Origin of the sequence: Ewingella allii (assembly GCF_044430645.1) — a bacterium.
Lineage (GTDB): Bacteria > Pseudomonadota > Gammaproteobacteria > Enterobacterales > Enterobacteriaceae > Ewingella > Ewingella allii.
In genome coordinates this window covers 362031-383691 of the sequence record NZ_JAWUDN010000001.1, presented here as the reverse complement: position 1 = coordinate 383691, position 21661 = coordinate 362031, and the positions used below count along the sequence as shown (strand labels likewise).

The window sequence follows — 21661 nt, the reverse complement described above, 5'->3', positions numbered from 1 at the left end:
CCTCAAAAACAGTATCTAAAGGGGTGTTAGGACTGAAAAATCAGTCAACCACAAACAGCTTTGCGCCCAACGCGGTCGAGGATTGATGCGCCTCTGCGTTATCCGCCACCTGATAGCTCATGCCGGGTGTCAAGGTGAAGGTGCGGCCGTCGTCGAGACGAGTTTGTAATTCGCCCTCGAGACAAAACAGCACGTGCCCCTTGCTACACCAGTGGTCCGCCAAATAGCCCGCCGAATACTCGACGATCCTCACGCGAATATCGCCGAAATGCTGGGTGCGCCACAGGGCTACGCCGGTTTCTCCCGCGTGCTCGGTTGGCTCTATCTGGCTCCAGTCGGTGGTACAAAACGGAATTGCAGCAAGCTTCATCGGCTTCTCGTTATCTGTCAGATCAAAAAGGAAATCCAGCATAAAAGTGAGCGCGGTTTTTATCAATCAATGTTGATTGGCGGGATGAATATGAGCTGAAAAAGAGTTCAGCAGGTCAATGAATGCGTTGGCTGCAAAGTTAAGTAAAGCCGATTTATCCGAAGGACAGCCCTCAGGGCTGGCGCGGCGCGGGCTGTGGGGCTTGGCGCAAAAACCGCCGATTCTAGAGTGTTGCCAAAGGTGACTCCCGTCCCAAAACGCGTTTTTATCGACTAGGCTTAAGTTACGTTCGCAAAAGCGTTATAAACAAGGAGCTATTTATGCCTTATCAAACGATTAATCCTTTCAACAACAAGCTTATCAAAGAATATCAAACACATAATGATCAGCAGGTTGAACAAACGCTGAGTGCAGCTCATGACCTGTATAAGTCCGAATGGGGTCAAGGGGATATGCAGCAACGCCTGAAAGTGCTGCATAAATTATCCGATATTATGTCTTCCCGAGTGGAAGAGCTGGCGAAAATCGTCAGCGTTGAGATGGGTAAACTGATTGAGCAAAGCCGCGATGAAGTGAAGCTCTGCGCGGAGATTGCCAAGTACTACGCCGACAACGCCGAAGAGTTCCTCAAGCCCGTTCCCTACAAGTCCAGCCTGGGCGAAGCCTGGGTCGAGCACAGCCCGATTGGGGTTATCATGGCGGTTGAGCCGTGGAACTTCCCATTCTACCAGCTGATGCGCGTGTTGGCGCCGAACCTGGCCGCCGGTAACAGCGTCATCGTCAAGCATGCCGGTATTGTTCCGCACTGTGCCGAAACCTTTGAGAAATTGGTCAGCGAAGCCGGGGCACCAAAAGGTGCTTACACCAACCTGTTTATTTCTCAGGATCAGGTGGCCGATATCATTGAAGATGACCGCGTGCAGGGCGTTGCCTTGACCGGCTCGGAAAAAGCCGGTGCCGTGGTAGCCGCCAAAGCGGCCAGCAAGCTGAAGAAATCGACCTTGGAGCTGGGCGGTAATGACGTCTTCGCCGTACTGGAAGATGCCGATATCGACCATGCTGCCGAAGCCGGAGCTCAGGCCCGCGTGGCCAATGCCGGGCAGGTGTGTACCGCCGCTAAGCGCTTCATTATTCATGAGAAAGTCGCCGATGAGTTCCTGAAGAAATTCACCGAACATTTCAAGGCGCTGAAGATCGGTGACCCGCTCGACAGCAGCACCACCCTTGGCCCGCTATCTTCAGCCGACGCGCTGAAAACCCTGACCAAGCAGGTGGATCAGGCGGTGAAAAACGGTGCGAAAGTCCACGTCGGCGGTAAAGCCGTGGCTAACAATCCGGGTAACTTCTATGAAGCGACCATTCTGACTCACATCACCCGCGACAATCCGGCCTACTTCGAAGAGTTCTTCGGCCCGGTGGCGCAGATTTACGTGGTGAAAAACGATGAAGAGTTAGTGAAATTGGCGAATGACTCCAACTACGGCCTTGGCGGTTCCCTGTTTACCAAAGACATGAAACGCGCCCGTAAGCTGGCGACGCAAATCGAAACCGGCATGCTGTATGTCAATTCACCATCCAACACCGCGCCAGAACTGCCGTTTGGTGGGGTGAAACGCTCGGGCTTCGGCCGCGAGTTATCAGATTTGGGGATCAAAGAGTTTGTGAACCAGAAACTGGTAGTACTGGCTGCAAAATCCTAGTTTAGTAGTCAGTAAAAAAGCCCTTTCTCCGCGCGGAGAAGGGGCTTTTTTTATGCCTAAGACCTTGATGACGTGGCTTTTATTACGGTTTGTACAGCTCAATTGGCGGCTTAGGCTTCGGCGGCGCTTCGAACAAATCGATATCTTCGCCATGAATATATTTCGCGCGCAGGATGGAGGAAATCTTATCCATCGTCATCACGATCACCACCAAAATCAGGGTGATAAACATCACCACGTCCCAGTTCCATAAACGCATGTTTTCGGCATACACCAGACCAATCCCCCCTGCCCCAACAAAACCCAATACCGCCGCAGAACGGGTGTTGGACTCAATCTGGTACAGCGACAGCGCGAGGAAGGTCGGGAATGACTGGGTGAAAATACCAAAGCGATGGGTTTGCAGCGGATTCGCGCCCAAGGCCCGTAAACCGCGACTTGGCGAGCGCTCCACGGCTTCGTGCCCTTCGGCGTAAAGCTTACCGAGCAGGCCAAGATCTTGCAGAATAATCGCCAGTACCCCGGCCAGCGGACCCATGCCGACGGCGCGGACAAAAATCAGCCCCCAGATAGCCATGTCCAAACCGCGCAGGATGTCCAGAATGCGGCGCACCACCAGCGAAATCGGCCGCAGCACCGGCGTGGACATCACATTTCGCGCCGCCAAAAACGACAGCGGCAGCGCCAGGAAGGAGGCGGTGATGGTCCCGGCGAAGACAATCGCCAGCGTCATCACAATTTGCTCGAAGTAATACATCAGCGGCCATTCGGAGAAGTTATGCCACACAAACATGCGCAGGAAATAACGACCAATCTCCGATGAGCCGTGCACCACGGCGGACCAAGGAATGCCGTAGAAAGTGAAAAAGTAGACGTAATACAGCGTGATAAGCACGGCAAAAGTGCCAAGATAGCGCAGATAGCGGCGCTGGGCGGAAAATAGTGTTGGGTTATCGCGCTTGATAGTGGCGATAGCCGATGGTGCCAGAGCTTCAGTCAGCATCAGAACGTGCCCTCTACCGCGAGTTTACGCAGCTTGCCGGATAAAAAGTCCATGATGGAAACCACCAAAATGATCAGCAGCAGCGTCATACTGACTTGGTCGTAACGGTCAAGTTTGATGGACGTCATCAGCTCTTGGCCGATGCCCCCTGCCCCGACCAGCCCCAGAATGGTTGACTGGCGGAAGTTAATCTCCAGACGCATAAAGCTGTAGGAGAGGAAAATCGGTTTGACCTGCGGCCAGAGAGCAAAGCGCATGCGCTGCAAACGCCCGGCTCCGCAAGACTTCAAGCCGCGAACCGGCTTGTCAGAGGCGGTTTCAATCGACTCATAAAACAGTTTGGTCAGGCTGCCCACGGTGTGCAGGGTCAGGGCGATAAAGCCCGGAATAGCCCCGACGCCGAACGCCATGACGCACATTACCGCCCACGCCAGCTCGGGCATGGTGCGCAGGAAAGCCACAAAAGTGCGGATACTAAATTTGAGCCATTTCGGCGAGTCGGTGTTACTGGCGGCCATAAAAGCCAGCAAGGTGGCGAGCGCGGTGGATAAAATCGTCGATGAGAGCGCCAGTTGAATGGTTTCCCAAATCAGCGGCAGCTGAATATTCAGACGGTATCCCCAATAAGCCAGCGAACCTTCAGTGTGACCATCAGCAAACAGTTTTGACCAGTGCAATACCGGCACGGTTTCGCCAATATAATCGAAGAAGTGTGGAGCAGAGAAAAATACGGTTTTCAGATTGAGTTCAGAAACATTGCCGGACCATAAATAGAGCAGCAGCATTATTCCCGACCATACCAGCGCTTCACGTTTTTGTTTGCCGCGAATTTGCTGATAATAACGATTGAAGTCTTTATTCAAAATAATGATTCCGTATTTCTATCGATATTAAAGAGTAAAATATATGCAGGCGTTATTGTCGCAGGCAATTTGGATGCGGCCAGCGCGCAGGATCCGCAGCGTACATAAAGTACGTGAGCAATCCGAGCACTGCCCGCATTCAAGTGGCAAGTAAAATAGCCTGTTAGCGAGAACCCTTAGTCAATTCACGCTTCATGTCAATAATCTGTTGATATTCGGCCAGTGACGTTTCACCAATATGCATCGTGCCGCCCACTGCTTTAACGAAGCAGGCGTGATCGCTGGTGTCCAATTTCTTAATAGCGGCAACCAGTTTCGCTTTGAAATCAGCTGGCAGGTCGCTACGCACTAAGATTGGGCCGTTTGGAATTAACGGAGATTCCCAAATAATACGGATTTTCTTCATCAGGTCCGGGTGATCCATACGGATCATACGGTTGAACGCGCCAGAGGTGTACCCTGTTTCGCGGTCGCCAATCATCGAAGCCCAGGTTACTGCGCCAGCGAATTGGCCGTTCAGCACGCCCAGAATGTCCTGCTCGTGGCCGCCGGAGAAGGTGACGCTAGAGAAGAAGTTGTTGTATTTGTTATCCGTGTTGCCGCCAAACTCTTTCTTGAAGGCTTGGTTAGGGATCAGGTAACCCGAGGTGGAATCTGGGTCAGCGAACCCAAAGGCCGTGCCTTTCAGGTCAGATAATTTTTTGTACGGGCTGTCGGCTTTTACCACCACGATAGAGTGGTAACCGCGAGATTTGTCGGTGTCATCAATAGTAATACCTACCAGATCGACGGCTTTCGGGTTATTAATATACACCGAAGCGTAAGATGAAGGTGACATGCTTAATACCATGTCAACTTTCCCGCCTAATAATCCCTGAATAACCCCTGAATAGTCAGAAGAGTTACGCAGTTTAGTATCTACATTTAATTCTTTATCAAAGAAATCTTTCACACACTGATTATCGCCAATCTGTTGAGTGGCATTCTGGCCACCCAGGATACCCAGATTTAATTCTTTAGGCGCATCTGCTGCCATGCTGTGCATTACGGTAAAAGTACCTGCCACCAATACCGCCAGACGTAATAACTTCTTCATGTAATAATGACCTTGTGTAGATGGAGAGAAAGTTGAAATAAATAAAAACAATGAATATTACAAACTACTTATTGTGACGAATAAATAAGATCAATGAGATGATTCGCCGTCTTCACCATAAAGTTGATGAAGAATCGAATCATTTAAATCATCAGGATGCCCGTCGAAAATAATCTGCCCTTTGGCAATACCAATCACGCGGGTGCAGAAGTCTTTCACCAGTTCAACCGAGTGCAGGTTGACCATCACGGCGATATTCTCTTCGCTGACCTTTTTCAACGCGTTCATGATGCGCAGCGTGTTTTTTGGGTCCAGCGAGGCCACCGGCTCATCGGCCAGCAGAATTTTGGGGTTTTGCATTAATGCGCGACAGATAGCAACGCGCTGCATCTGTCCACCAGAGAGGTTCTCGGCGCGCTGCAAGGCGTGCGGCAACATATGCAACCACTCCAGCAAGGAGATAGCGCGGGCGCGGTCTTCGTCGTCGAATTGGTTAAAGAAAGATTTGAAAGTAGAAGTCTGGCTGAGGCGGCCCAAGAGTACGTTGGTCAAGACGTCTAGACGAGGTACCAGACAGAAATCCTGAAAAATCATGCCACAGCCTGAACGCCAGCGGCGCAGCGCCTTGCCAGTCAAACCGGCTAACTGCTGCTGTTCGCCATTTTCGTAATGGCAGACAACGCTACCGTCAGACAGAGGGATGGTGCCGTTCAGCACGTGCAGTAAGGTTGATTTACCCGCCCCAGAGCGACCAATCACCGCCACGAACTCACCGGCGTGCAGATCAAAATTGATGTCATTCAGAACGCGCTGTCCTGATTTGTAGGATTTCACTAATCCTTTAACGTCTAAAACTTTGTTCTGTTGCAGCGTGCGGGCCTGTGGATATTCGGCCTGTGCCAGCTTAAGTTGAGCTTGCGCCATGGTGCGTTCTCTCGGTTGCCTACAGATTCTGGCAATCATTAAGCGGGAGATTTGTGACACATTGATGATGCTTTAATAACCATCCCATGACGCTCAAATATGAACCCTTCCTTTAATATCATTTAAGCCTATGATTATTCAGGGCAGCGATTTTGGCCCTCTGGGTAATAAGTGAGGAATAGGACATGAGCATTCATCAGGATAATCAGACGCTGATCACGCGTCTGAAAGAGATCGTCGGCTACCGCCATGTACTCACCGGCGACAGCAATACCGAGCGCTACCGCAAGGGTTTTCGCTCCGGCGGTGGTAAAGCCTTAGCGGTAGTGTTTCCGCAGACCCTGCTCCAGCAGTGGCAACTGCTCAAGGCCTGCGTCGAGGCTGACAAGATTGTCATTATGCAGGCGGCCAACACCGGACTGACCGAAGGCTCGACGCCGAGCGGCGATGATTATGACCGCGATATCGTCATCTTCAGCACCCTCAAGCTCGACCATATTGAACTGCTCGACGGCGGCAATCAGGTGATTGGCTTCCCCGGTAGCACCTTATATAAGCTGGAAAAAATCCTCAAACCTTACGGCCGCGAGCCGCATTCGGTGATTGGCTCCTCCTGTATTGGCGCGTCGGTGGTCGGCGGTATCTGCAATAACTCCGGCGGATCGCTGGTCAAACGCGGCCCGGCTTACACCGAAATGGCGCTCTACGCGCAGATTGACGAACAGGGTCAGCTGCAGCTGATTAACCACTTGGGGATTGAGCTGGGCGACACGCCAGAGCAGATCCTCACCCGGCTGGAGAAAGGCAATTTCAGCGCCAACGAAGTGCATCACGACCAGCGTTTGGCCTCTGACCATGACTACGCCGAGCGCGTGCGCGACGTCGATGCCGACACCCCTTCTCGCTTCAACGCCGACCAGCGCCGCCTTTTTGAAGCCTCCGGCTGCGCGGGCAAGCTGGCGGTCTTTGCCGTGCGTCTGGACACCTTCCCGGCGGAAAGCCAGCAGCAAGTTTTCTATATCGGCACCAACAGCACGGCGGTGTTGACCGAGCTGCGTCGCCAGATTCTGGGTGATTTCAAAAACCTGCCGGTGGCCGGTGAGTACATGCACCGCGACATTTTTGATATCACCGAAGTCTACGGCAAAGACACTTTCATGATGATCGACAAGCTCGGCACCGACAAAATGCCGGACATGTTCAGCGCCAAAGGCAAGTTTGACGCCCACGCCAGCAAAGTGCCTTTCCTGCCGAAGAACTTTAGCGACCGCGTGATGCAGTGCATCAGCAAGGCGCTGCCGAACCACCTGCCGCCGCGCATGAAAAAATACCGTGACCGCTATGAGCATCACCTGTTGTTGAAAATGTCCGGTGACGGCATCGCCGAGGCGCAAAGCTTCCTCACTGAATTCTTTAAACAGCACGAAGGCGACTTCTTTGTCTGTACTGACGAAGAGGGCAAGAAAGCCTTTCTGCATCGCTTCGCCGCCGCCGGGGCCGCCGTGCGCTATCACGCGGTGCACGAAAAAGAAGTGGAAGACATTTTGGCACTGGACATCGCCCTGCGCCGCAACGACCGCGACTGGTTCGAAACGCTGCCTGCTGAAATCGACAATCAGTTAGTCGCCAAGCTCTACTATGGCCACTTTATGTGTCACGTTTTTCATCAGGATTACATTGTCAAGAAAGGGGCTGACAGCAAGAAGCTCAAGCACCAGATGTTGGAAATCCTCGATGCGAAAGGCGCGGAGTACCCCGCCGAGCACAACGTCGGGCATCTCTATATCGCCAAGCCGCATCTGAAAGCCTTCTATCAGCAAGCCGACCCGACCAATAGCTTCAACCCCGGCATTGGCAAAACCAGCAAGCTTAAAGGCTGGCGGGAATAGCCATTTCGCAGGCATAAAAAAGGCAGGGATGAGCCATCGCCTCTCCCTGCCTCAATGCGTTACATCAGGTCAGAACAGTTTCGCGCCATAACCCCACATCAATACGGTCAGGGCCAGCAGCAGCTCTAGCACCAGCACGCCCATCGCCAGCGTCGAGCTGGAAAACAGGAAGCCTTCGCGGTGGTCAATATTGAGGAAGTTAGGGATGCCGAGATAGAGCAAATAGCCGCTATAGCACAGGCCAATTAGCCCGACGAACAGGCACAGCCAGACCATCGGATAGAGCGCCACGATGCCGCTGAGGAACATCGGCGTCGCCACATAACCGGCGAAAACAATACAGCTATTCAGCGTGGGTCGACTGTCATAGCGACGAGCCATCCAGTAGATGATCCGCCCCATCAGCGCCACCGCGCCAAGCATCAATACATAGAAAATCACGGCAATATAAGAGGCGGTGAACAGGGAAACAATCAGTCGCTGACCGTCGCCAAAGTTCCATCCCAACTGGGTGGTCCCGATAAAGGAGCACACCACCGGGATCAGCGCCATAAGCAATACGTGATGAAAATAGACGTGTGAGACGGTTTCCCGCTCGCGCTGGATTTGTTGCAATTCTGGACCGGGACGGGACATCAGTCCCCAGACATGATTGACCATGGTACACCCCCATAAACGCCGGAAACCGCCAACGGCGCGGGTGATAATGACCTTCCGGGATGCAGCGTCACAGGGCGTGTCACACGCATTAAGAAGGTGGCGGCATGAATTAATTATAGTTCGCCCTGTTTTTTCTGCCTGCTGGCCAAACAAATTCTTTTACAAATGCGTAACAATATAAGGCAAAAATATCACGTCCTCGGGTTGCCGTTGTCTTGATGAGCGTTAAGATAGGAACAGTGTTTCAAATCTACCCTACAAAAAAACCTATCAGGATAAGGAGACATCATGCCGTATCAGCCAAGCCCTTCCCGTTACGAGAACATGCAATATCGCTTCTGCGGCCGCAGCGGGCTGCAACTGCCCGCGCTGTCACTCGGCCTGTGGCACAACTTCGGCCATATCAGCGCGCTGGAATCCCAACGCGACCTGCTGCGCAAAGCCTTTGATTTAGGTATCACTCACTTCGACTTAGCCAACAACTATGGCCCGCCTCCGGGGTCTGCCGAAGAGAACTTTGGTCGCCTGCTGCGTGAGGATTTCGCCCCCTATCGCGACGAATTGATCATCTCCACCAAGGCCGGTTATGACATGTGGCCTGGCCCGTACGGCTCCGGCGGCTCGCGTAAATATCTGTTGTCCAGCCTCGACCAAAGCCTGCAACGCATGGGGCTGGAATATGTCGACATCTTCTACTCCCACCGCGTTGATGAAAAAACCCCGATGGAAGAGACGGCGTCGGCTCTGGCCCACGCGGTGCAGAGCGGCAAGGCGCTGTATGTCGGCATCTCCTCTTACTCGCCGGAACGCACGCAGAAAATGACCGAGCTGCTGCGCGAATGGAAAATCCCGCTGCTCATCCATCAGCCTTCTTACAACCTGCTCAACCGCTGGGTGGATAAAAGCGGGCTGCTCGATGTGCTAGAAGAGAACGGCACTGGCTGCATCGCCTTCACCCCGCTGGCGCAAGGGCTGCTGACCGGCAAATATCTCAACGGTATTCCTGACGGTTCGCGGATGCAGACCGAAGGCAAAAAGGCGCGCGGCCTGTCAGAAAAAATGCTGACCGAGGAGAACCTCAACAGCCTGCGCCTGCTCAACGACATGGCGCAAAAACGCGGCCAAAGCATGGCGCAGATGGCCCTGAGCTGGCTGCTGAAAGATGACCGCGTGACTTCGGTGCTGATAGGCGCTAGCCGACCAGAGCAGTTGGAAGAGAACGTGGCGGCGCTCGGCAACCTGCACTTCACCGCCGAGGAGCTCGCCGCTATTGATAAGCATGTGGCCGATGGCGAGCTGAATCTGTGGCAAGCCTCTTCCGATAAATAAGCCCCGCTGCCCCGCTCCGTGGCTTGCCGCGGGTGGGGTTTTCCCTTTTATATTGCCTATCCCGGAGCCACTATTGCGCATCGCCTGCTTACACACTGCCGAAAGTAATATCGCTATTTTTGATGCCGCCGCCGACGCGCTGGGGATCTCACCCGACCAACTCTCACACCACGCACGCCCTGACCTGCTGGCCGCCGCCGGACAAGCCGGTGGGCTGACGCCAGAGATTCAGCAGCAAACCCGCGAGATGCTGCTGAGTTTGGCGGAGGGCGCCGACCTGATCCTGCTCACCTGCTCGACGCTGGGGCCAGCCGCCACCGAGGCCAACGCGTTGCTCGAGATTCCCGTCTGGCGCGTTGATCGCGCCTTGGCAGAGCAATCCATGGCTGCACCGGGCAAAACCCGGGTGCTGTATGCCGCGCCAACTACCCTCGAGCCAACCCAGCGCCTGTTCGAACAGGTGGAGCGTCATCCGCAGGCCGAAGTGGAATTCCAACAGGTGAAAGGTGCGTGGGAAATCTTTTTAGCGGGAAATATTGCCGGGTATTTGCAACGCATTGCGGCACAGGCCGATCTGGCCTTTCAACAGGGCGTGGAGCGCGTGGCGTTGGCGCAGGCTTCCATGGCTGGCGCGGGGAATCTGACTCAACTCGGCGCGCCGCTTTCCAGCCCAATTTGCGCGTTGCGTGATGCAATTCAGTTTTTACGCACCGCGCAAACAGAGCAAAATTCATAATCCTGTCTATACTGAATGAAAGATATCAGCGGTTTAGAGATTTCTTTACATTCATTATTTTTTTGAGGGACTGCGCATGAAAATTATTCTGTGGATCATCGCCATTATCTTTATCGTCGGCTTATTGACCCTAACTGGCGTATTTAAACTGATTTTCTGATCGTCAGTTCTGCTAGACATTCATAACAAAAAAGCGGCGTTGCTGGATGGCAACGCCGCTTTTTTTATGGCTAATCGGGCTTCGGCAACCTTAGTCGTCGGCCTCTTCAACGCTCGGCTGGGTGCGCTGCTGGTCCTTGGCTTTACGGTAAGTTTTGGCGATCTGCGGCACCGGCACGCTCTTGCCGGTTTCCATCCATGTGCGCAGGCGGTTGGCATCCGCAAAGGCAGTGTATTTACCGAACGCGTCCATCACCACCAGCGTCACAGGTTTACCATTGATGGTGGTGCGCATCGCCAGACAGTGGCCCGCCAAATCGGTATAGCCGGTTTTGGTTAGCTGAATGCTCCAGCTCGGGTTCATGACCAGATGATTAGTATTGCGGAACGGCAAGGCGTAGGCCGGGCTGCTGAACACCGCGGTTTTCTCCTGCGTGGTACTCAGCTCGCCAATCAGCGGATATTTCTGCGAAGCCAGCAGCAGGCGGGTTAAATCGCGCGCCGTAGAGACGTTTTGCGGCGACAGGCCGGTCGGCTCAACGTAGCGGGTGTGGGTCATTCCCAGCTGTTTGGCTTTAGCATTCATCGCGCGAATAAAAGCCTCATAGCCGCCCGGATAGTGCGCGGCCAGGCTGGCGGCTGCGCGGTTTTCGGAAGACATCAGCGCCAGTTGAATCATTTGGCGACGATTAATTTCACTGTTCACCTTCACGCGGGAAAACACGCCGCGCATCTCTTTAGTGTTATGAATATCAACCGAAATCACTTCGTCCAGCGGCTGCTTCGCATCGAGCGTCACCATCGCTGTCATTAATTTGGTCAGTGAAGCAATGGGCCGCACTTGGTCTGGATTTCGGGAATAAATCACTTCATGAGATTTAAGATCAACCACCATCGCGCTGCCGGAGGCAATTTGCACGATAGGCGCGACAACCGGCGCATGCTTTTCGCCAGCTACGGCGGAAGTGGCAGACATCATGCCTGCATTAAGAGCCAACAGGCTCACAACCAAAAGACGAATTTTCACATGCATTGCTCTGTATTTAAGAAGGTTGTCATCAATGGAGCATCAAAACTGCCGGCGAATTATAAGTTAGGCTGATGGGCTTGGCACTCGGATTTTTCCTCCCTATTTGTCACAAAGTCTGTCACAACGCCTTTGATGGCAGGGGCTGACGAGTAAGTGAACACTTGCCTGAAAGGCTGAGAAAGAGAGGGGGTGCTGCGAGATGGGAGTGAACAACATCAGCCACGGAGTATGCCGTGGCTGAGTAAACTTGTCTCAGAAAGACAGGCGAACGTTAGGTATTTTCAATCAGGTAACGGATTTCTTGGCCATAAGATAGCTCGAAGGTGTTGCCATCCGGGTCATCGAGAAATGCCCAGTAGCCGACCGGCGCCCCACTCTCTTTTGGCTCGGTGCGCAACACGCCGTCGGCGCGAGCCAGAGCCAGCTTGGCGTCCATCTCCTCTTTACTTTGACAGGCCACGCCGAGGTGGCCGAAAGGGCCAAGCTTGGTGTCGGTAGAGTCAGGATCTTCCGCCAGCACGATAGCAAAAGGCCGCGTCATATCACTCATCCAGGCCACGGGTCGGGCGTCTGTCCCGCGCTCTCCGCGCCGGTGGATCACCTGCATATCCGCAAATTTTTCATAGAAGGCGATGCTGGCGTCAAGATCTTTGACGGAAAAAGCGATGTGGGTCAGACCTTTATCTTTGTTATCCATGATATTTCTCCATTTTGCTTTTGTGCGTAAAGCCGCGCGTGGAGAAATCAGGGAAAACGATCAGCGGTTAATGCGTTCGGCGATCTCTTTCGATGTTTGCAACACGCGCACTTCACTAAATAACTCGGTCGCTTCGTCGTACTCTTTGCGTAAATACCCCAGCCACTGTTTGATGCGCGCGACGTGATACAGCCCGGTGTCGCCCTGCTTCTCCAGATGAGTGTATTTCTGCAACAGCGTCATCACGCCAGACCACGGCATGCGCGGCTCGTTGTACTTCACCACCCGACTGAGGTTTGGCACGTTGAGCGCGCCGCGCCCAATCATTACCGCGTCGCAGCCGGTGGTTTGCATACAGGCTTGGGCACTGGCGTAGTCCCAGATTTCGCCATTGGCGATCACCGGAATGGTCAGCCGCTGGCGGATCTCGCCAATCGCCTGCCAGTTAATGCGCTCGGCCTTATACCCGTCTTCCTTGGTGCGCCCGTGCACCGTCAGTTCGGTAGCTCCGGCCTGCTGAACCGCGTCGGCAATTTCAAAACTTTGCGCCAGCGAATCCCAGCCCAGCCGCACTTTCACCGTCATCGGCAGCTCGGCGGGCACGGCTTCGCGCATCGCCTTGGCTCCCTGATAAATCAGCTCAGGGTCTTTGAGCAGCGTCGCCCCGCCGCCGCTGCCGTTGACCGTTTTCGACGGACAGCCGCAGTTGAGGTCCACCCCGTAAGAGCCAAGTTGCACCGCCAGCGCGGCGTTTTCGGCCAGCCACTGCGGATACTGCCCCAGCAGCTGGACGCGCACCCGCGTGCCCGACGGCGTGCGGCTTTGATTGAGTAATTCAGGGCAGAGTCGATAGAAGGATTTGGCGGGAAGCAGTTGATCAACCACGCGCAAAAACTCGGTGATGCATAAGTCGTAATCGTTCACTTCAGTCAGCAGTTCTCTGACCAAAGGGTCCAGTACGCCTTCCATCGGAGCCAGTAATACACGCATGTGGTTCAACCCTTAAAAAATGACGGGCAATAATACGGTTGAACGATGCGTTAAGGCAATGCCGTTATCCCTTACAGACCAAGGTTTCTGGGTGCGACAACCGGCGTTTTTTCACCGAACGGATGGCGGTTAACACGGCCAGGCCGACGGGAATTAAGAAGAACACGAACAGCCAGAAAGCCACGTTGCTGGCATTTTCCGGCCCGGTGTTCATCCCGGCCAGATTGGCTATCGTCCCCGATAGCGCCGCGCCCAGCGCCGCCGAGAAGGATTGCACTACGGTTATCGAGGCCCCGGCAGTCTCTTTTTCAGCCTCATCCGCCTGCTGTAAAACGCGGGTTAAGATGTGCGGCCAGCCCAGCCCGATACCAAAACCCGCCAGCGTCAGACCAAGCACGATGCCGCTAATATTCAGCGCGTGCAGAGCAAACACCACCGGCACGGAAATCAGCAACAGCAGTAAGCCCGCGCCTAACACCAGTGGGCCAGAGATGATCGCCCGGTTGGCAAGACGCCCGGTCCAACTGGCGCTCACCATTTCGCTCAGGGTCCAACCCGCCGCCGCCGCCGCCGTGATATAACCCGCGGCCAAAGGCGTCTGGCCGTGCAAGTGTTGCAACATATAAGGCACATAGATTTCGCAGCCCATCGCAATCATCAGTGTCGCCATGGTCATGTACAGCCAGCAAATTGGCGAAGAGAGCGACAGCGAGTTGCGCGGCAACAGGCGCACGTTAGAGCTGAACTCGCGCTGGCGCAGGGCAATCACCATCAGCACCGCCAGCACAATCCCGGCGAAGTTAACCCAGCCGTAGGAGGACAGGCTTCCCGCCGATACCACCAGCACGGAGCCGGTAAGCAGCAGAAGTTGATAGAGAGGCAGAGGCTCGACGGCGCGTTTTTCCTTTTGCTGGGCGGGCAGCGTTCGCCAAACCAGCAGGCCAAACAGCAGCGTGACCGGCACCAGCAGGCCGAAGGCCCAGCGCCAGGCGTGCAGTTCAGCAAAGATGCCCCCCACCGCCGGGCCAATCAGCGTGGCGATCCCCCACATCGCGGAGATCAGCGCCATGGCGCGCGGCCAGAGAGATTCTTTGAATACCAGATTGATCATGGCGTAGGAGAGCGCGAACAGGAAGCCACCGCCCAGCCCCTGAATGGCACGGCCCAGCAGCAGAACCGGCATGCTTGGCGCCAAGGCACAGATAGCCGCACCGGCCATAAAGATGCCAGTCGCGGTGAGGTAGCTGCCGCGTGGGCCCGCTTTGCGCATCAGCCGGGCAGACAGCGCCGAGCCGAGAATCGAGAAGACCACGAACAGCGTCATGTTCCACGCATACCACGCCAGCCCGCCAATATCCTGTACCACGGAAGGCAGAATGGTGATGACGATATAGCTGTTGGTCGCGTACAGCGCCACACCCGCGCTGAGGGCAATGGCGCTGCCCCGATTTTCCGTACTAAATAAGCCGCCCCAGCCCGTTTCATTGTCCGACATCGGTATATCCCTTTTGTTTTTAAAGTCTATCGAGGTTGTGATAAGATTAAACAAGAATTAACTTGGAATACTTAACGGTTCCGTAATCTAAGATCTGACGAGGCAATATGTCAAGCAAACACTTGGAAAATACGTCTGAGGTTAAGCAAAGCGTCGCCGAACGCCTGCTCATGCTGCTTAAAACTCGTGGAGAATTGCAGGCCAGCGACGCGGGCCATATTTTGGGCACCACGGGGGAAGCCGCGCGCCAGCAGTTTGTGAAGCTGGCGAAAGAAGGTCTGGTGGAACCGAAATCCGTTTCGCAGGGCGTAGGTCGCCCGTCGCAGTTCTGGCAACTCACGGCACAGGGCCATGCCCGTTTCCCCGACGCCCACGCCGATCTCACCGTACAACTGCTGACACTTATCCGCAGCTCGCTGGGTGAAAATGCGCTGGAACAGCTGATCACCAGCCGTGAAGAACTCACTCGTAATGCCTATCATCTGGCAATGGAAGGGGCAGAAACGCTGGAAGAGCGCCTGCAAAGGCTCACCGCCATTCGCACCCGCGAAGGCTATATGGCGGACTGGCAGCAACAAGAAGATGGCAGCTACCTGCTGGTCGAAAACCACTGCCCTATCTGCGCCGCAGCCACTGCCTGTCAGGGCTTCTGCCGCGCTGAGCGGGAGGTGTTTAGCGCCACGCTGGAGGCGAATGTTGAACGTACCGAGCACATTTTGCAAGGCGCGCGGCGCTGCGCCTATCGCATCTGGCTGTAGAATTTCCTGAACAATAGACATAAAAAAACCGCCTGCGAAGAGGCGGTTTTTGTTTATTCAACCGGAGCGATTATTCGCCTGACGGTTTACGACGCCCTGCGTTAGCCGGGTTTGAACGACGTTGGCCCGCATTGGCTGCGCGCGCCGGACGTGCTGGACGCCCTTCACCCGCGCCTGCGCCACGGCTTTCGCCGCCGCCGTTGCCGCTACGTTGACCATTGCCGCCGGTGCGCGGTGCTGCGCCAGAACGCGGAGCGCTTGAGCGAGGTGCGCCTGAACCAGAACGCTGACCGCCCTGACGTGGAGCACCGCGACCGCCGCTGCCCTGACGACCATTGATGATCGGCTCAGCTTTAATGCTTGGGTCTGGCTCATAGCCTTCCAGCGCGAAGCGTGGGATTTCACGCTTGAGCAGGCGCTCGATGTCACGCAACAGCTTGTGTTCATCCACGCACACCAGAGAAATCGCTTCGCCGGTGGATTCCGCACGGCCGGTACGGCCAATACGGTGAACATAGTCTTCCGGTACGTTTGGCAGCTCGTAGTTAACGACGTGAGGCAGTTGGTCGATGTCCAGACCGCGCGCCGCGATGTCAGTGGCCACCAGCACGCGAATGCCGCCGTCTTTGAAATCTGCCAGTGCGCGAGTACGGGCGCCCTGACTCTTGTTACCGTGAATAGCGGCGGCGGTGATGCCGTCTTTATTCAGCTGCTCGGCCAAATGATTCGCGCCATGTTTAGTACGGGTGAACACCAGCACCTGTTTCCAGTCGCCTTCGCCGATCATCTGTGACAGCAGTTCTCTTTTACGTTTCTTATCAACGAAATGAACGCTCTGTTCGATTTGCTCGGACGCCGTGTTACGACGCGCCACTTCAACCGACGCAGGGTTGGTCAGCAATTTGCTAGCCAGCGCTTTGATTTCGTCAGAGAAGGTCGCGGAGAACAGCAGGTTCTGGCGTTTAGCGGGCAGCTTAGCCAGTACGCGACGGATGTCGTGGATGAAGCCCATGTCCAGCATGCGGTCAGCTTCGTCCAGCACCAGAATTTCTACTTTGGATAAATCCACCGCGTTCTGATGTTCTAAGTCCAGCAGGCGGCCTGGGGTGGCAACCAGCACGTCAACACCGGCGCGCAGTTTCATCATCTGCGGGTTAATGCTCACGCCGCCGAAAACCACCAGCGAGCGCAGGGTCAAATATTTGCTGTAAGACTGCACGTTCTCACCGATCTGTGCTGCCAGCTCACGGGTCGGAGTCAGGATCAGCGCGCGGACCGGGCGACGTCCTTTGAATTGCGGGTTGGAGTGGCTCAGCATGTTCAGCAGCGGCAGAGTAAAACCAGCGGTTTTACCGGTACCAGTCTGCGCACTTGCCATTAAGTCACGGCCTTGCATCACAACAGGAATAGCCTGACGCTGAATAGGCGTAGGTTCACGATAGCCCTGTTCTTCAACAGCACGCAAAATTTCGGCACTTAAGCCGAGAGTATCAAATGACATATAGGGAAAAGCTCCAGTCCACTCTAACCCGAACGGGGTTCGGTGCAGTTTCAAGAGTGGATGATCAGACGAGGCAAATGAGGCATTACCACGAGGATTCGGCACAAACTGCAGTGCGCCAGTTGGCAAGATTTTAACACAAGACGCGTCAAGGCGTTAAATTATCTGCCATCCATCGGTGTAAGCAGGTGTAATAAGAGCATGAAAAGCACATTAACTGTCGAGTTTTCAACGCTGACGACAGATTGTGTGGACTTAGGTAAAAAGGCTAATACAGAGCATCAATTATTGATTTGATGAATACCTTCCCACTTTTTGCCGTCACCTTAACGCCCTGAGTTGCTATGCTTTATGCAGTCAACACACTCATGGTTAAGGTAAACCCGCAGCATAATGGAAACTTGGAAACTCAATTTAATCTCCGTCTGGCTTGGGTGTTTTTTCACCGGAATGGCGATGAGCCAAATCCTGCCTTTCCTGCCACTTTATATTGAACAGCTTGGCGTCACGTCCCACGCATCTCTGAGTTTATGGTCTGGATTAGTCTTCAGCGGCACCTTTTTGGTTTCTGCCATTGTGGCTCCACTGTGGGGGAGTCTCGCCGACCGCAAAGGCCGCAAGTTGATGCTGCTGCGCGCCGCGCTGGGTATGGCGATTGTGATGGTGTTACAGGGTTTCGCCACTAACGTCTGGCAGCTGTTTATCCTGCGCACGCTGATGGGTTTAACCTCAGGCTATATCCCCAATGCCATGGCTTTAGTGGCGTCACAGGTTCCGCGCGATAAAAGCGGCTGGGCGCTCGGCACGCTGTCTACCGGGCAAGTGGCTGGCGTGATTATCGGCCCGCTGCTCGGCGGTTTTATGGCCGACCACCTCGGCCTGCGCACGGTGTTCTTCGTCACCGGCGGCATGTTGTTTACCAGTTTCCTCATCACCCTGTTCTTAATCAAAGAGCGCGTGGTGCCGGTCGCCAAGGCCGATCGCCTGAGCGGCAAAGCGGTCTTCACCGCGCTGCCCTACCCGTGGCTGATTGTCAGCCTGTTCGTCACCACCCTAATGGTGCAATTGGCCAACGGTTCGATCAGCCCCATCTTGACGCTGTTCATCCGCGATCTCTCTTCCGACACCAGCAATATCGCCTTTATCAGCGGGGTGATTGCCGCCGTGCCGGGCGTTTCCGCGCTAATGTCCGCGCCTAAGCTGGGCAAGCTGGGCGACCGAATCGGCGCACACCGTATCCTTATCGCCGCGCTGGTGCTGTGCTTCGTGCTGTTCTGTTTGATGTCGACCATCAGCTCACCCACCCAGCTCGGCATCCTGCGCTTTATGCTTGGCTTCTGCGACGGCGCGCTGATGCCGGCGATTCAGGCATTGTTAGTGAAATACAGCAGCGACCAAACCACCGGCCGCATCTTCGGCTACAACCAATCGTTTATGTATCTCGGCAACGTCATCGGCCCCCTGCTCGGCTCCAGCGTCTCGGCGTTAATGGGCTTCCGGTGGGTGTTCCTCGTGACGGCGATTTTGGTGTTGTTCAACTTAATACAGGTAGCGTGGAGTTTTCGGCGTGTGCCGACACGCCAGACGAGATTTTAAATTCAAATTCAAGGTCAAGGTCGTGCGCTGCCGCCACACCGGCCTTGAGAGGCGCCTATCGCCGCGCCCCTCAAGACTCCCCGGCTCTTTACTACGCGCTTCGCTCCTGAAACACGTCCATTCCAACCCTGCGCAGCCTCGATCTTCCAGCAATAAAAACGCAGGGTTCCAAGGGAGGCGCGTTTACGCCTCCCTTGGTCGGTGTGGGCCGACGCCCACGACCTTGAGTTTGAATTTAAAAGCAGGTTTGGGCGGCAGCCCAAGGTGTCAGCGGGATTGGGCCGCCGCCCAAAAACAAAAAAGGGGCCTTTCGGCCCCCTCAATTTGAAATCAAAAACCCTACCGGCGGTTGCCAAAAATGCGTAACAGCATCAAGAACAGGTTGATGAAATCCAAATACAGCGTCAGCGCGCCCACGATAGAGTACTTGCGGAAGCTGTCTTTATCGTTAACATCCAGCTGCTCACCCATGTTTTTCAACTTCTGGGTGTCATAAGCTGTCAGGCCAACGAAGATAACCACGCCGATGTAGGTCACCGCCCACATCAATGCCGGGCTTTTCAGCCAGATATTGACCAGCGACGCCAGCACGATACCAATCAACCCCATGAACAGCAGGCTGCCCATACGGCTTAGGTCGCGCTTGGTGGTATAACCAAATACGCTCATCGCCCCGAACATCCCCCCGGCAACCACGAAGGTGCTGGCAATAGAAGAGCCGGTGTAAACGATGAAAATACTGGAGAGCGTCAGCCCGGTTAGGGCCGAATACAGCATGAACAAGCCGGTAGCGACGGTGCCGCTCAGACGATTCACCATGCCGGAAATTACGAAGACCAGCGCCAGCTGGGCGATGATCAGACCAAAGAAGGTTATTTGGCTGGAGAAAATAAAACCGAGAATGGCTGCTGAGCGAGATGCGTACCAGGCGACAAATGCGGTTAATAGCAGACCACAGGTCATCCAACCATAGACCTGCGCCATGTAGGCTTGAATGCCGGAGTTAGCGCGTTCAACAATCGAGCCGTTACTGCGTGGATATCGATCCATGATGATTACCTCTTGCATGGAGGACAAAATTTAGGCCGTAAACACAGCCCGCCTGTGGGATAACAGTATCACAAAACCACGGCTTTGCGCGGTTGCTAAGCGTAAGGTTTAGTTGCAGTTTACCAGCGCATGGCGGCTTCTTTGTCGCTGTCGCGGGCATCTACCCAGCGGTCGCCTTGCTCGGTGGCTTCACGCTTCCAAAACGGGGCGCGGGTTTTGAGATAATCCATAATAAATTCGGTGGCTTCAAAGGCCATGCCGCGATGGGCGCTGGTCACGCCAACGAACACAATTTCATCGCCGGGATACATCGCTCCGACGCGGTGATACACCGACACCCGTTGCAGCGGCCAGCGCTGGCGGGCGTCGGCGACAATTTCCGCCAAGGCTTTTTCGGTCATGCCCGGATAGTGTTCGAGGGTCAACGCACTGACGTTGTCGCCCAAATTGTGATTGCGTACCTTGCCAGTGAAAGTCACCACCGCGCCGTCGGCGTCTGACTGGGCCAGCCACTGGTATTCGTCGCCAACGCTAAACGCCGCGCTGTCGACCACGATCCGTGTGTTTTCCATATCAGCCTCCTGTCACCGGTGGGAAGAAGGCCACTTCGTCCCCGGCTTTCACCGGATGGTCGATGTCGACCAGAGTTTGATTCACCGCCACCAACAGCTTGCCGGACTCTAACGCCAGCGCCCAGCGATCGCCGCGCTGGCACAATGACTGGCGCAGCGCTTCAACATTGATGAATTCAGCAGGCAGTTGCAGCGCCCCGACGCCGATAATTTCACGCACCTGCGCGAAGAAGAGAATGTCGATCATGGCTCCACCTTGAAATCACCGGACTTGCCGCCGGTTTTCTCCAGCAGGCGAATCGGGCCGATCACCATATCTTTCTGCACGGCTTTACACATGTCGTAAATGGTCAAAGCAGCGACGGACGCCGCCGTCAGGGCTTCCATTTCAACGCCGGTTTTGCCGCTCAGGCGACAGCGCGACTCAATGCGCACGCGATTGTGCTCCGGCTGGGCTTCCAGATTGACTTCAACCTTGGTGAGCAGCAGCGGATGGCAAAGGGGGATCAAATCCCAGGTTTTTTTCGCCGCCTGAATCCCCGCGATACGCGCCGTGGCGAACACGTCGCCCTTGTGGTGATTGCCGTTAACAATCATCGCCAGCGTCTCGGCGGCCATGGTGACAAAGGATTCGGCGCGGGCTTCGCGCACGGTTTCAGCTTTGGCGGAGACATCCACCATATGAGCGTCGCCGGAGGCGTTAATGTGAGTAAAAGTGGTCATAATGGGCTTATTTCTTGACGTGAGGCGTGAAGTTACACGGGCCGTTGCGCGCGTCTAACTGGGCCTCGATAACGTGTTCCCACGCGGTGCGGCAGGCGCTGGTCGAGCCAGGCACGGCAAAAATTACGGTCTGATTCGCCATACCTGCTAAGGCCCGGGACTGAATGGTCGAAGTGCCAATCTCTTCAAAAGACACCATACGGAACAGCTCGCCGAAGCCTTCGATTTCGCGGTCAAACAGCGGCTTGAGTGCTTCCGGCGTATTGTCGCCCTGCGTGAAGCCCGTGCCGCCGTTGATCAAAATGGCCTGGATCTGCTCATCGGCAATCCATTGCGAGACCACCGCGCGAATTTTATACAGGTTATCTTTGACGATGGTTTGCGCCGCAACGCGGTGCCCTGCCTCTTCGGCCACCTCTTTCAGATAGTGCCCGGAGGTGTTTTCTGCCTCGGTGCGATGGTCAGAAACGGTCAGAATTGCCAAAGAAAGGGGAAGGAAATCTTTGCTGGCCTTGCTCAT

General features: G+C 54.9%; 23 protein-coding genes. 7 read left to right on the top strand and 16 right to left on the bottom strand.

Annotated features, from left to right (window positions below; all coding sequences use genetic code 11):
• Window positions 1-40: 40 nt before the first annotated feature.
• A complete protein-coding gene (locus tag SBO83_RS01835; protein WP_100937941.1) occupies window positions 41-370 on the bottom strand; it encodes a DHCW motif cupin fold protein in 330 nt (109 codons plus the stop codon).
• A gap of 320 nt (window positions 371-690) precedes the next feature.
• Here SBO83_RS01835 and SBO83_RS01830 point away from each other — a divergent pair, with 320 nt between their 5' ends.
• Window positions 691-2070: an NAD-dependent succinate-semialdehyde dehydrogenase gene (locus SBO83_RS01830; protein ID WP_353501425.1), complete on the top strand. Its 1380-nt coding sequence runs from the start codon at window positions 691-693 to the stop codon at window positions 2068-2070.
• Between the two features lie 82 nt (window positions 2071-2152).
• On the opposite strand, the gene phnE (SBO83_RS01825) is transcribed toward SBO83_RS01830, so the two are convergent.
• The 4 genes from phnE (SBO83_RS01825) to phnC all read right to left on the bottom strand — a co-directional run bounded on the left by phnE (SBO83_RS01825) (window position 2153) and on the right by phnC (window position 5956).
• On the bottom strand, window positions 2153-3073 hold the full coding sequence (gene phnE, locus SBO83_RS01825; RefSeq protein ID WP_396130274.1) for a phosphonate ABC transporter, permease protein PhnE: 921 nt from the start codon (window positions 3071-3073) through the stop codon (window positions 2153-2155).
• Window positions 3073-3936, bottom strand: coding sequence for a phosphonate ABC transporter, permease protein PhnE (gene phnE, locus SBO83_RS01820; protein ID WP_100937705.1), 864 nt, complete (start codon window positions 3934-3936; stop codon window positions 3073-3075). The genes phnE (SBO83_RS01825) and phnE (SBO83_RS01820) overlap by 1 nt, the downstream gene beginning before the upstream one ends.
• Window positions 3937-4099: 163 nt before the next feature.
• The gene (phnD, locus tag SBO83_RS01815; RefSeq protein WP_396130273.1) at window positions 4100-5032 is read right to left on the bottom strand and encodes a phosphonate ABC transporter substrate-binding protein; all 933 of its coding nucleotides are present in this window, start codon (window positions 5030-5032) and stop codon (window positions 4100-4102) included.
• 90 nt (window positions 5033-5122) lie between these two features.
• Entirely contained in the window at window positions 5123-5956 is an 834-nt protein-coding gene (gene phnC / locus SBO83_RS01810; RefSeq protein WP_034788717.1) for a phosphonate ABC transporter ATP-binding protein, read from the bottom strand.
• 185 nt (window positions 5957-6141) lie between these two features.
• Between phnC and dld the strand changes: the two genes are divergently transcribed.
• Window positions 6142-7845 (top strand): D-lactate dehydrogenase, encoded by a 1704-nt coding sequence (gene dld, locus SBO83_RS01805; protein ID WP_396130272.1) that lies wholly within the window; start codon window positions 6142-6144, stop codon window positions 7843-7845.
• Window positions 7846-7914: 69 nt separating this feature from the next.
• Here the strand turns inward: dld and SBO83_RS01800 are convergent, their stop codons facing one another.
• Window positions 7915-8505, bottom strand: coding sequence for a YIP1 family protein (locus SBO83_RS01800; protein WP_396130271.1), 591 nt, complete (start codon window positions 8503-8505; stop codon window positions 7915-7917).
• A 288-nt stretch (window positions 8506-8793) separates the two neighbouring features.
• Here SBO83_RS01800 and SBO83_RS01795 point away from each other — a divergent pair, with 288 nt between their 5' ends.
• The 3 genes from SBO83_RS01795 (at window position 8794) to SBO83_RS21410 (ending at window position 10730) form a co-directional block, all read left to right on the top strand.
• A complete protein-coding gene (locus SBO83_RS01795; RefSeq protein ID WP_396130270.1) occupies window positions 8794-9834 on the top strand; it encodes an aldo/keto reductase in 1041 nt (346 codons plus the stop codon).
• Between the two features lie 73 nt (window positions 9835-9907).
• A complete protein-coding gene (locus SBO83_RS01790; protein ID WP_396130269.1) occupies window positions 9908-10570 on the top strand; it encodes an aspartate/glutamate racemase family protein in 663 nt (220 codons plus the stop codon).
• 76 nt (window positions 10571-10646) lie between these two features.
• Entirely contained in the window at window positions 10647-10730 is an 84-nt protein-coding gene (locus SBO83_RS21410) for a small membrane protein YohP (protein WP_019105993.1), read from the top strand.
• A 90-nt stretch (window positions 10731-10820) separates the two neighbouring features.
• Here the strand turns inward: SBO83_RS21410 and pbpG are convergent, their stop codons facing one another.
• From pbpG to SBO83_RS01770, 4 genes are all read right to left on the bottom strand, one after another.
• Entirely contained in the window at window positions 10821-11762 is a 942-nt protein-coding gene (pbpG, locus tag SBO83_RS01785; protein ID WP_353501418.1) for a D-alanyl-D-alanine endopeptidase, read from the bottom strand.
• 268 nt (window positions 11763-12030) lie between these two features.
• Complete coding sequence (locus SBO83_RS01780; RefSeq protein WP_396130268.1) at window positions 12031-12456, bottom strand: VOC family protein; 426 nt, start codon at window positions 12454-12456, stop codon at window positions 12031-12033.
• A gap of 60 nt (window positions 12457-12516) precedes the next feature.
• Window positions 12517-13446 carry a tRNA dihydrouridine(16) synthase DusC gene (gene dusC / locus SBO83_RS01775; RefSeq protein WP_396130267.1) on the bottom strand — a complete coding sequence of 310 codons (930 nt, stop codon included), beginning with the start codon at window positions 13444-13446 and terminating at the stop codon, window positions 12517-12519.
• 64 nt (window positions 13447-13510) lie between these two features.
• Window positions 13511-14941, bottom strand: a complete 1431-nt coding sequence (locus tag SBO83_RS01770; protein ID WP_396130266.1) for an MFS transporter — start codon at window positions 14939-14941, stop codon at window positions 13511-13513.
• Between the two features lie 107 nt (window positions 14942-15048).
• Between SBO83_RS01770 and SBO83_RS01765 the strand changes: the two genes are divergently transcribed.
• The gene (locus SBO83_RS01765; protein WP_396130265.1) at window positions 15049-15699 is read left to right on the top strand and encodes a helix-turn-helix transcriptional regulator; all 651 of its coding nucleotides are present in this window, start codon (window positions 15049-15051) and stop codon (window positions 15697-15699) included.
• A gap of 70 nt (window positions 15700-15769) precedes the next feature.
• Here SBO83_RS01765 and rhlE read toward each other — a convergent pair whose 3' ends face one another.
• On the bottom strand, window positions 15770-17200 hold the full coding sequence (rhlE, locus tag SBO83_RS01760; protein ID WP_353501414.1) for an ATP-dependent RNA helicase RhlE: 1431 nt from the start codon (window positions 17198-17200) through the stop codon (window positions 15770-15772).
• Window positions 17201-17593: 393 nt separating this feature from the next.
• Between rhlE and SBO83_RS01755 the strand changes: the two genes are divergently transcribed.
• Complete coding sequence (locus SBO83_RS01755) at window positions 17594-18796, top strand: multidrug efflux MFS transporter (RefSeq protein WP_396130264.1); 1203 nt, start codon at window positions 17594-17596, stop codon at window positions 18794-18796.
• A 339-nt stretch (window positions 18797-19135) separates the two neighbouring features.
• Here the strand turns inward: SBO83_RS01755 and SBO83_RS01750 are convergent, their stop codons facing one another.
• The 5 genes from SBO83_RS01750 to moaB form a co-directional block, all read right to left on the bottom strand.
• Window positions 19136-19846 carry a Bax inhibitor-1 family protein gene (locus SBO83_RS01750; RefSeq protein ID WP_396130263.1) on the bottom strand — a complete coding sequence of 237 codons (711 nt, stop codon included), beginning with the start codon at window positions 19844-19846 and terminating at the stop codon, window positions 19136-19138.
• Between the two features lie 119 nt (window positions 19847-19965).
• On the bottom strand, window positions 19966-20418 hold the full coding sequence (gene moaE / locus SBO83_RS01745; protein WP_353501411.1) for a molybdopterin synthase catalytic subunit MoaE: 453 nt from the start codon (window positions 20416-20418) through the stop codon (window positions 19966-19968).
• Between the two features lies 1 nt (window position 20419).
• On the bottom strand, window positions 20420-20665 hold the full coding sequence (gene moaD / locus SBO83_RS01740; RefSeq protein ID WP_396130262.1) for a molybdopterin synthase sulfur carrier subunit: 246 nt from the start codon (window positions 20663-20665) through the stop codon (window positions 20420-20422).
• Complete coding sequence (gene moaC / locus SBO83_RS01735; RefSeq protein ID WP_034788614.1) at window positions 20662-21141, bottom strand: cyclic pyranopterin monophosphate synthase MoaC; 480 nt, start codon at window positions 21139-21141, stop codon at window positions 20662-20664. Before moaC ends, moaD begins: the two co-directional genes overlap by 4 nt.
• A gap of 7 nt (window positions 21142-21148) precedes the next feature.
• Window positions 21149-21661, bottom strand: a complete 513-nt coding sequence (gene moaB / locus SBO83_RS01730; RefSeq protein ID WP_396130261.1) for a molybdenum cofactor biosynthesis protein B — start codon at window positions 21659-21661, stop codon at window positions 21149-21151.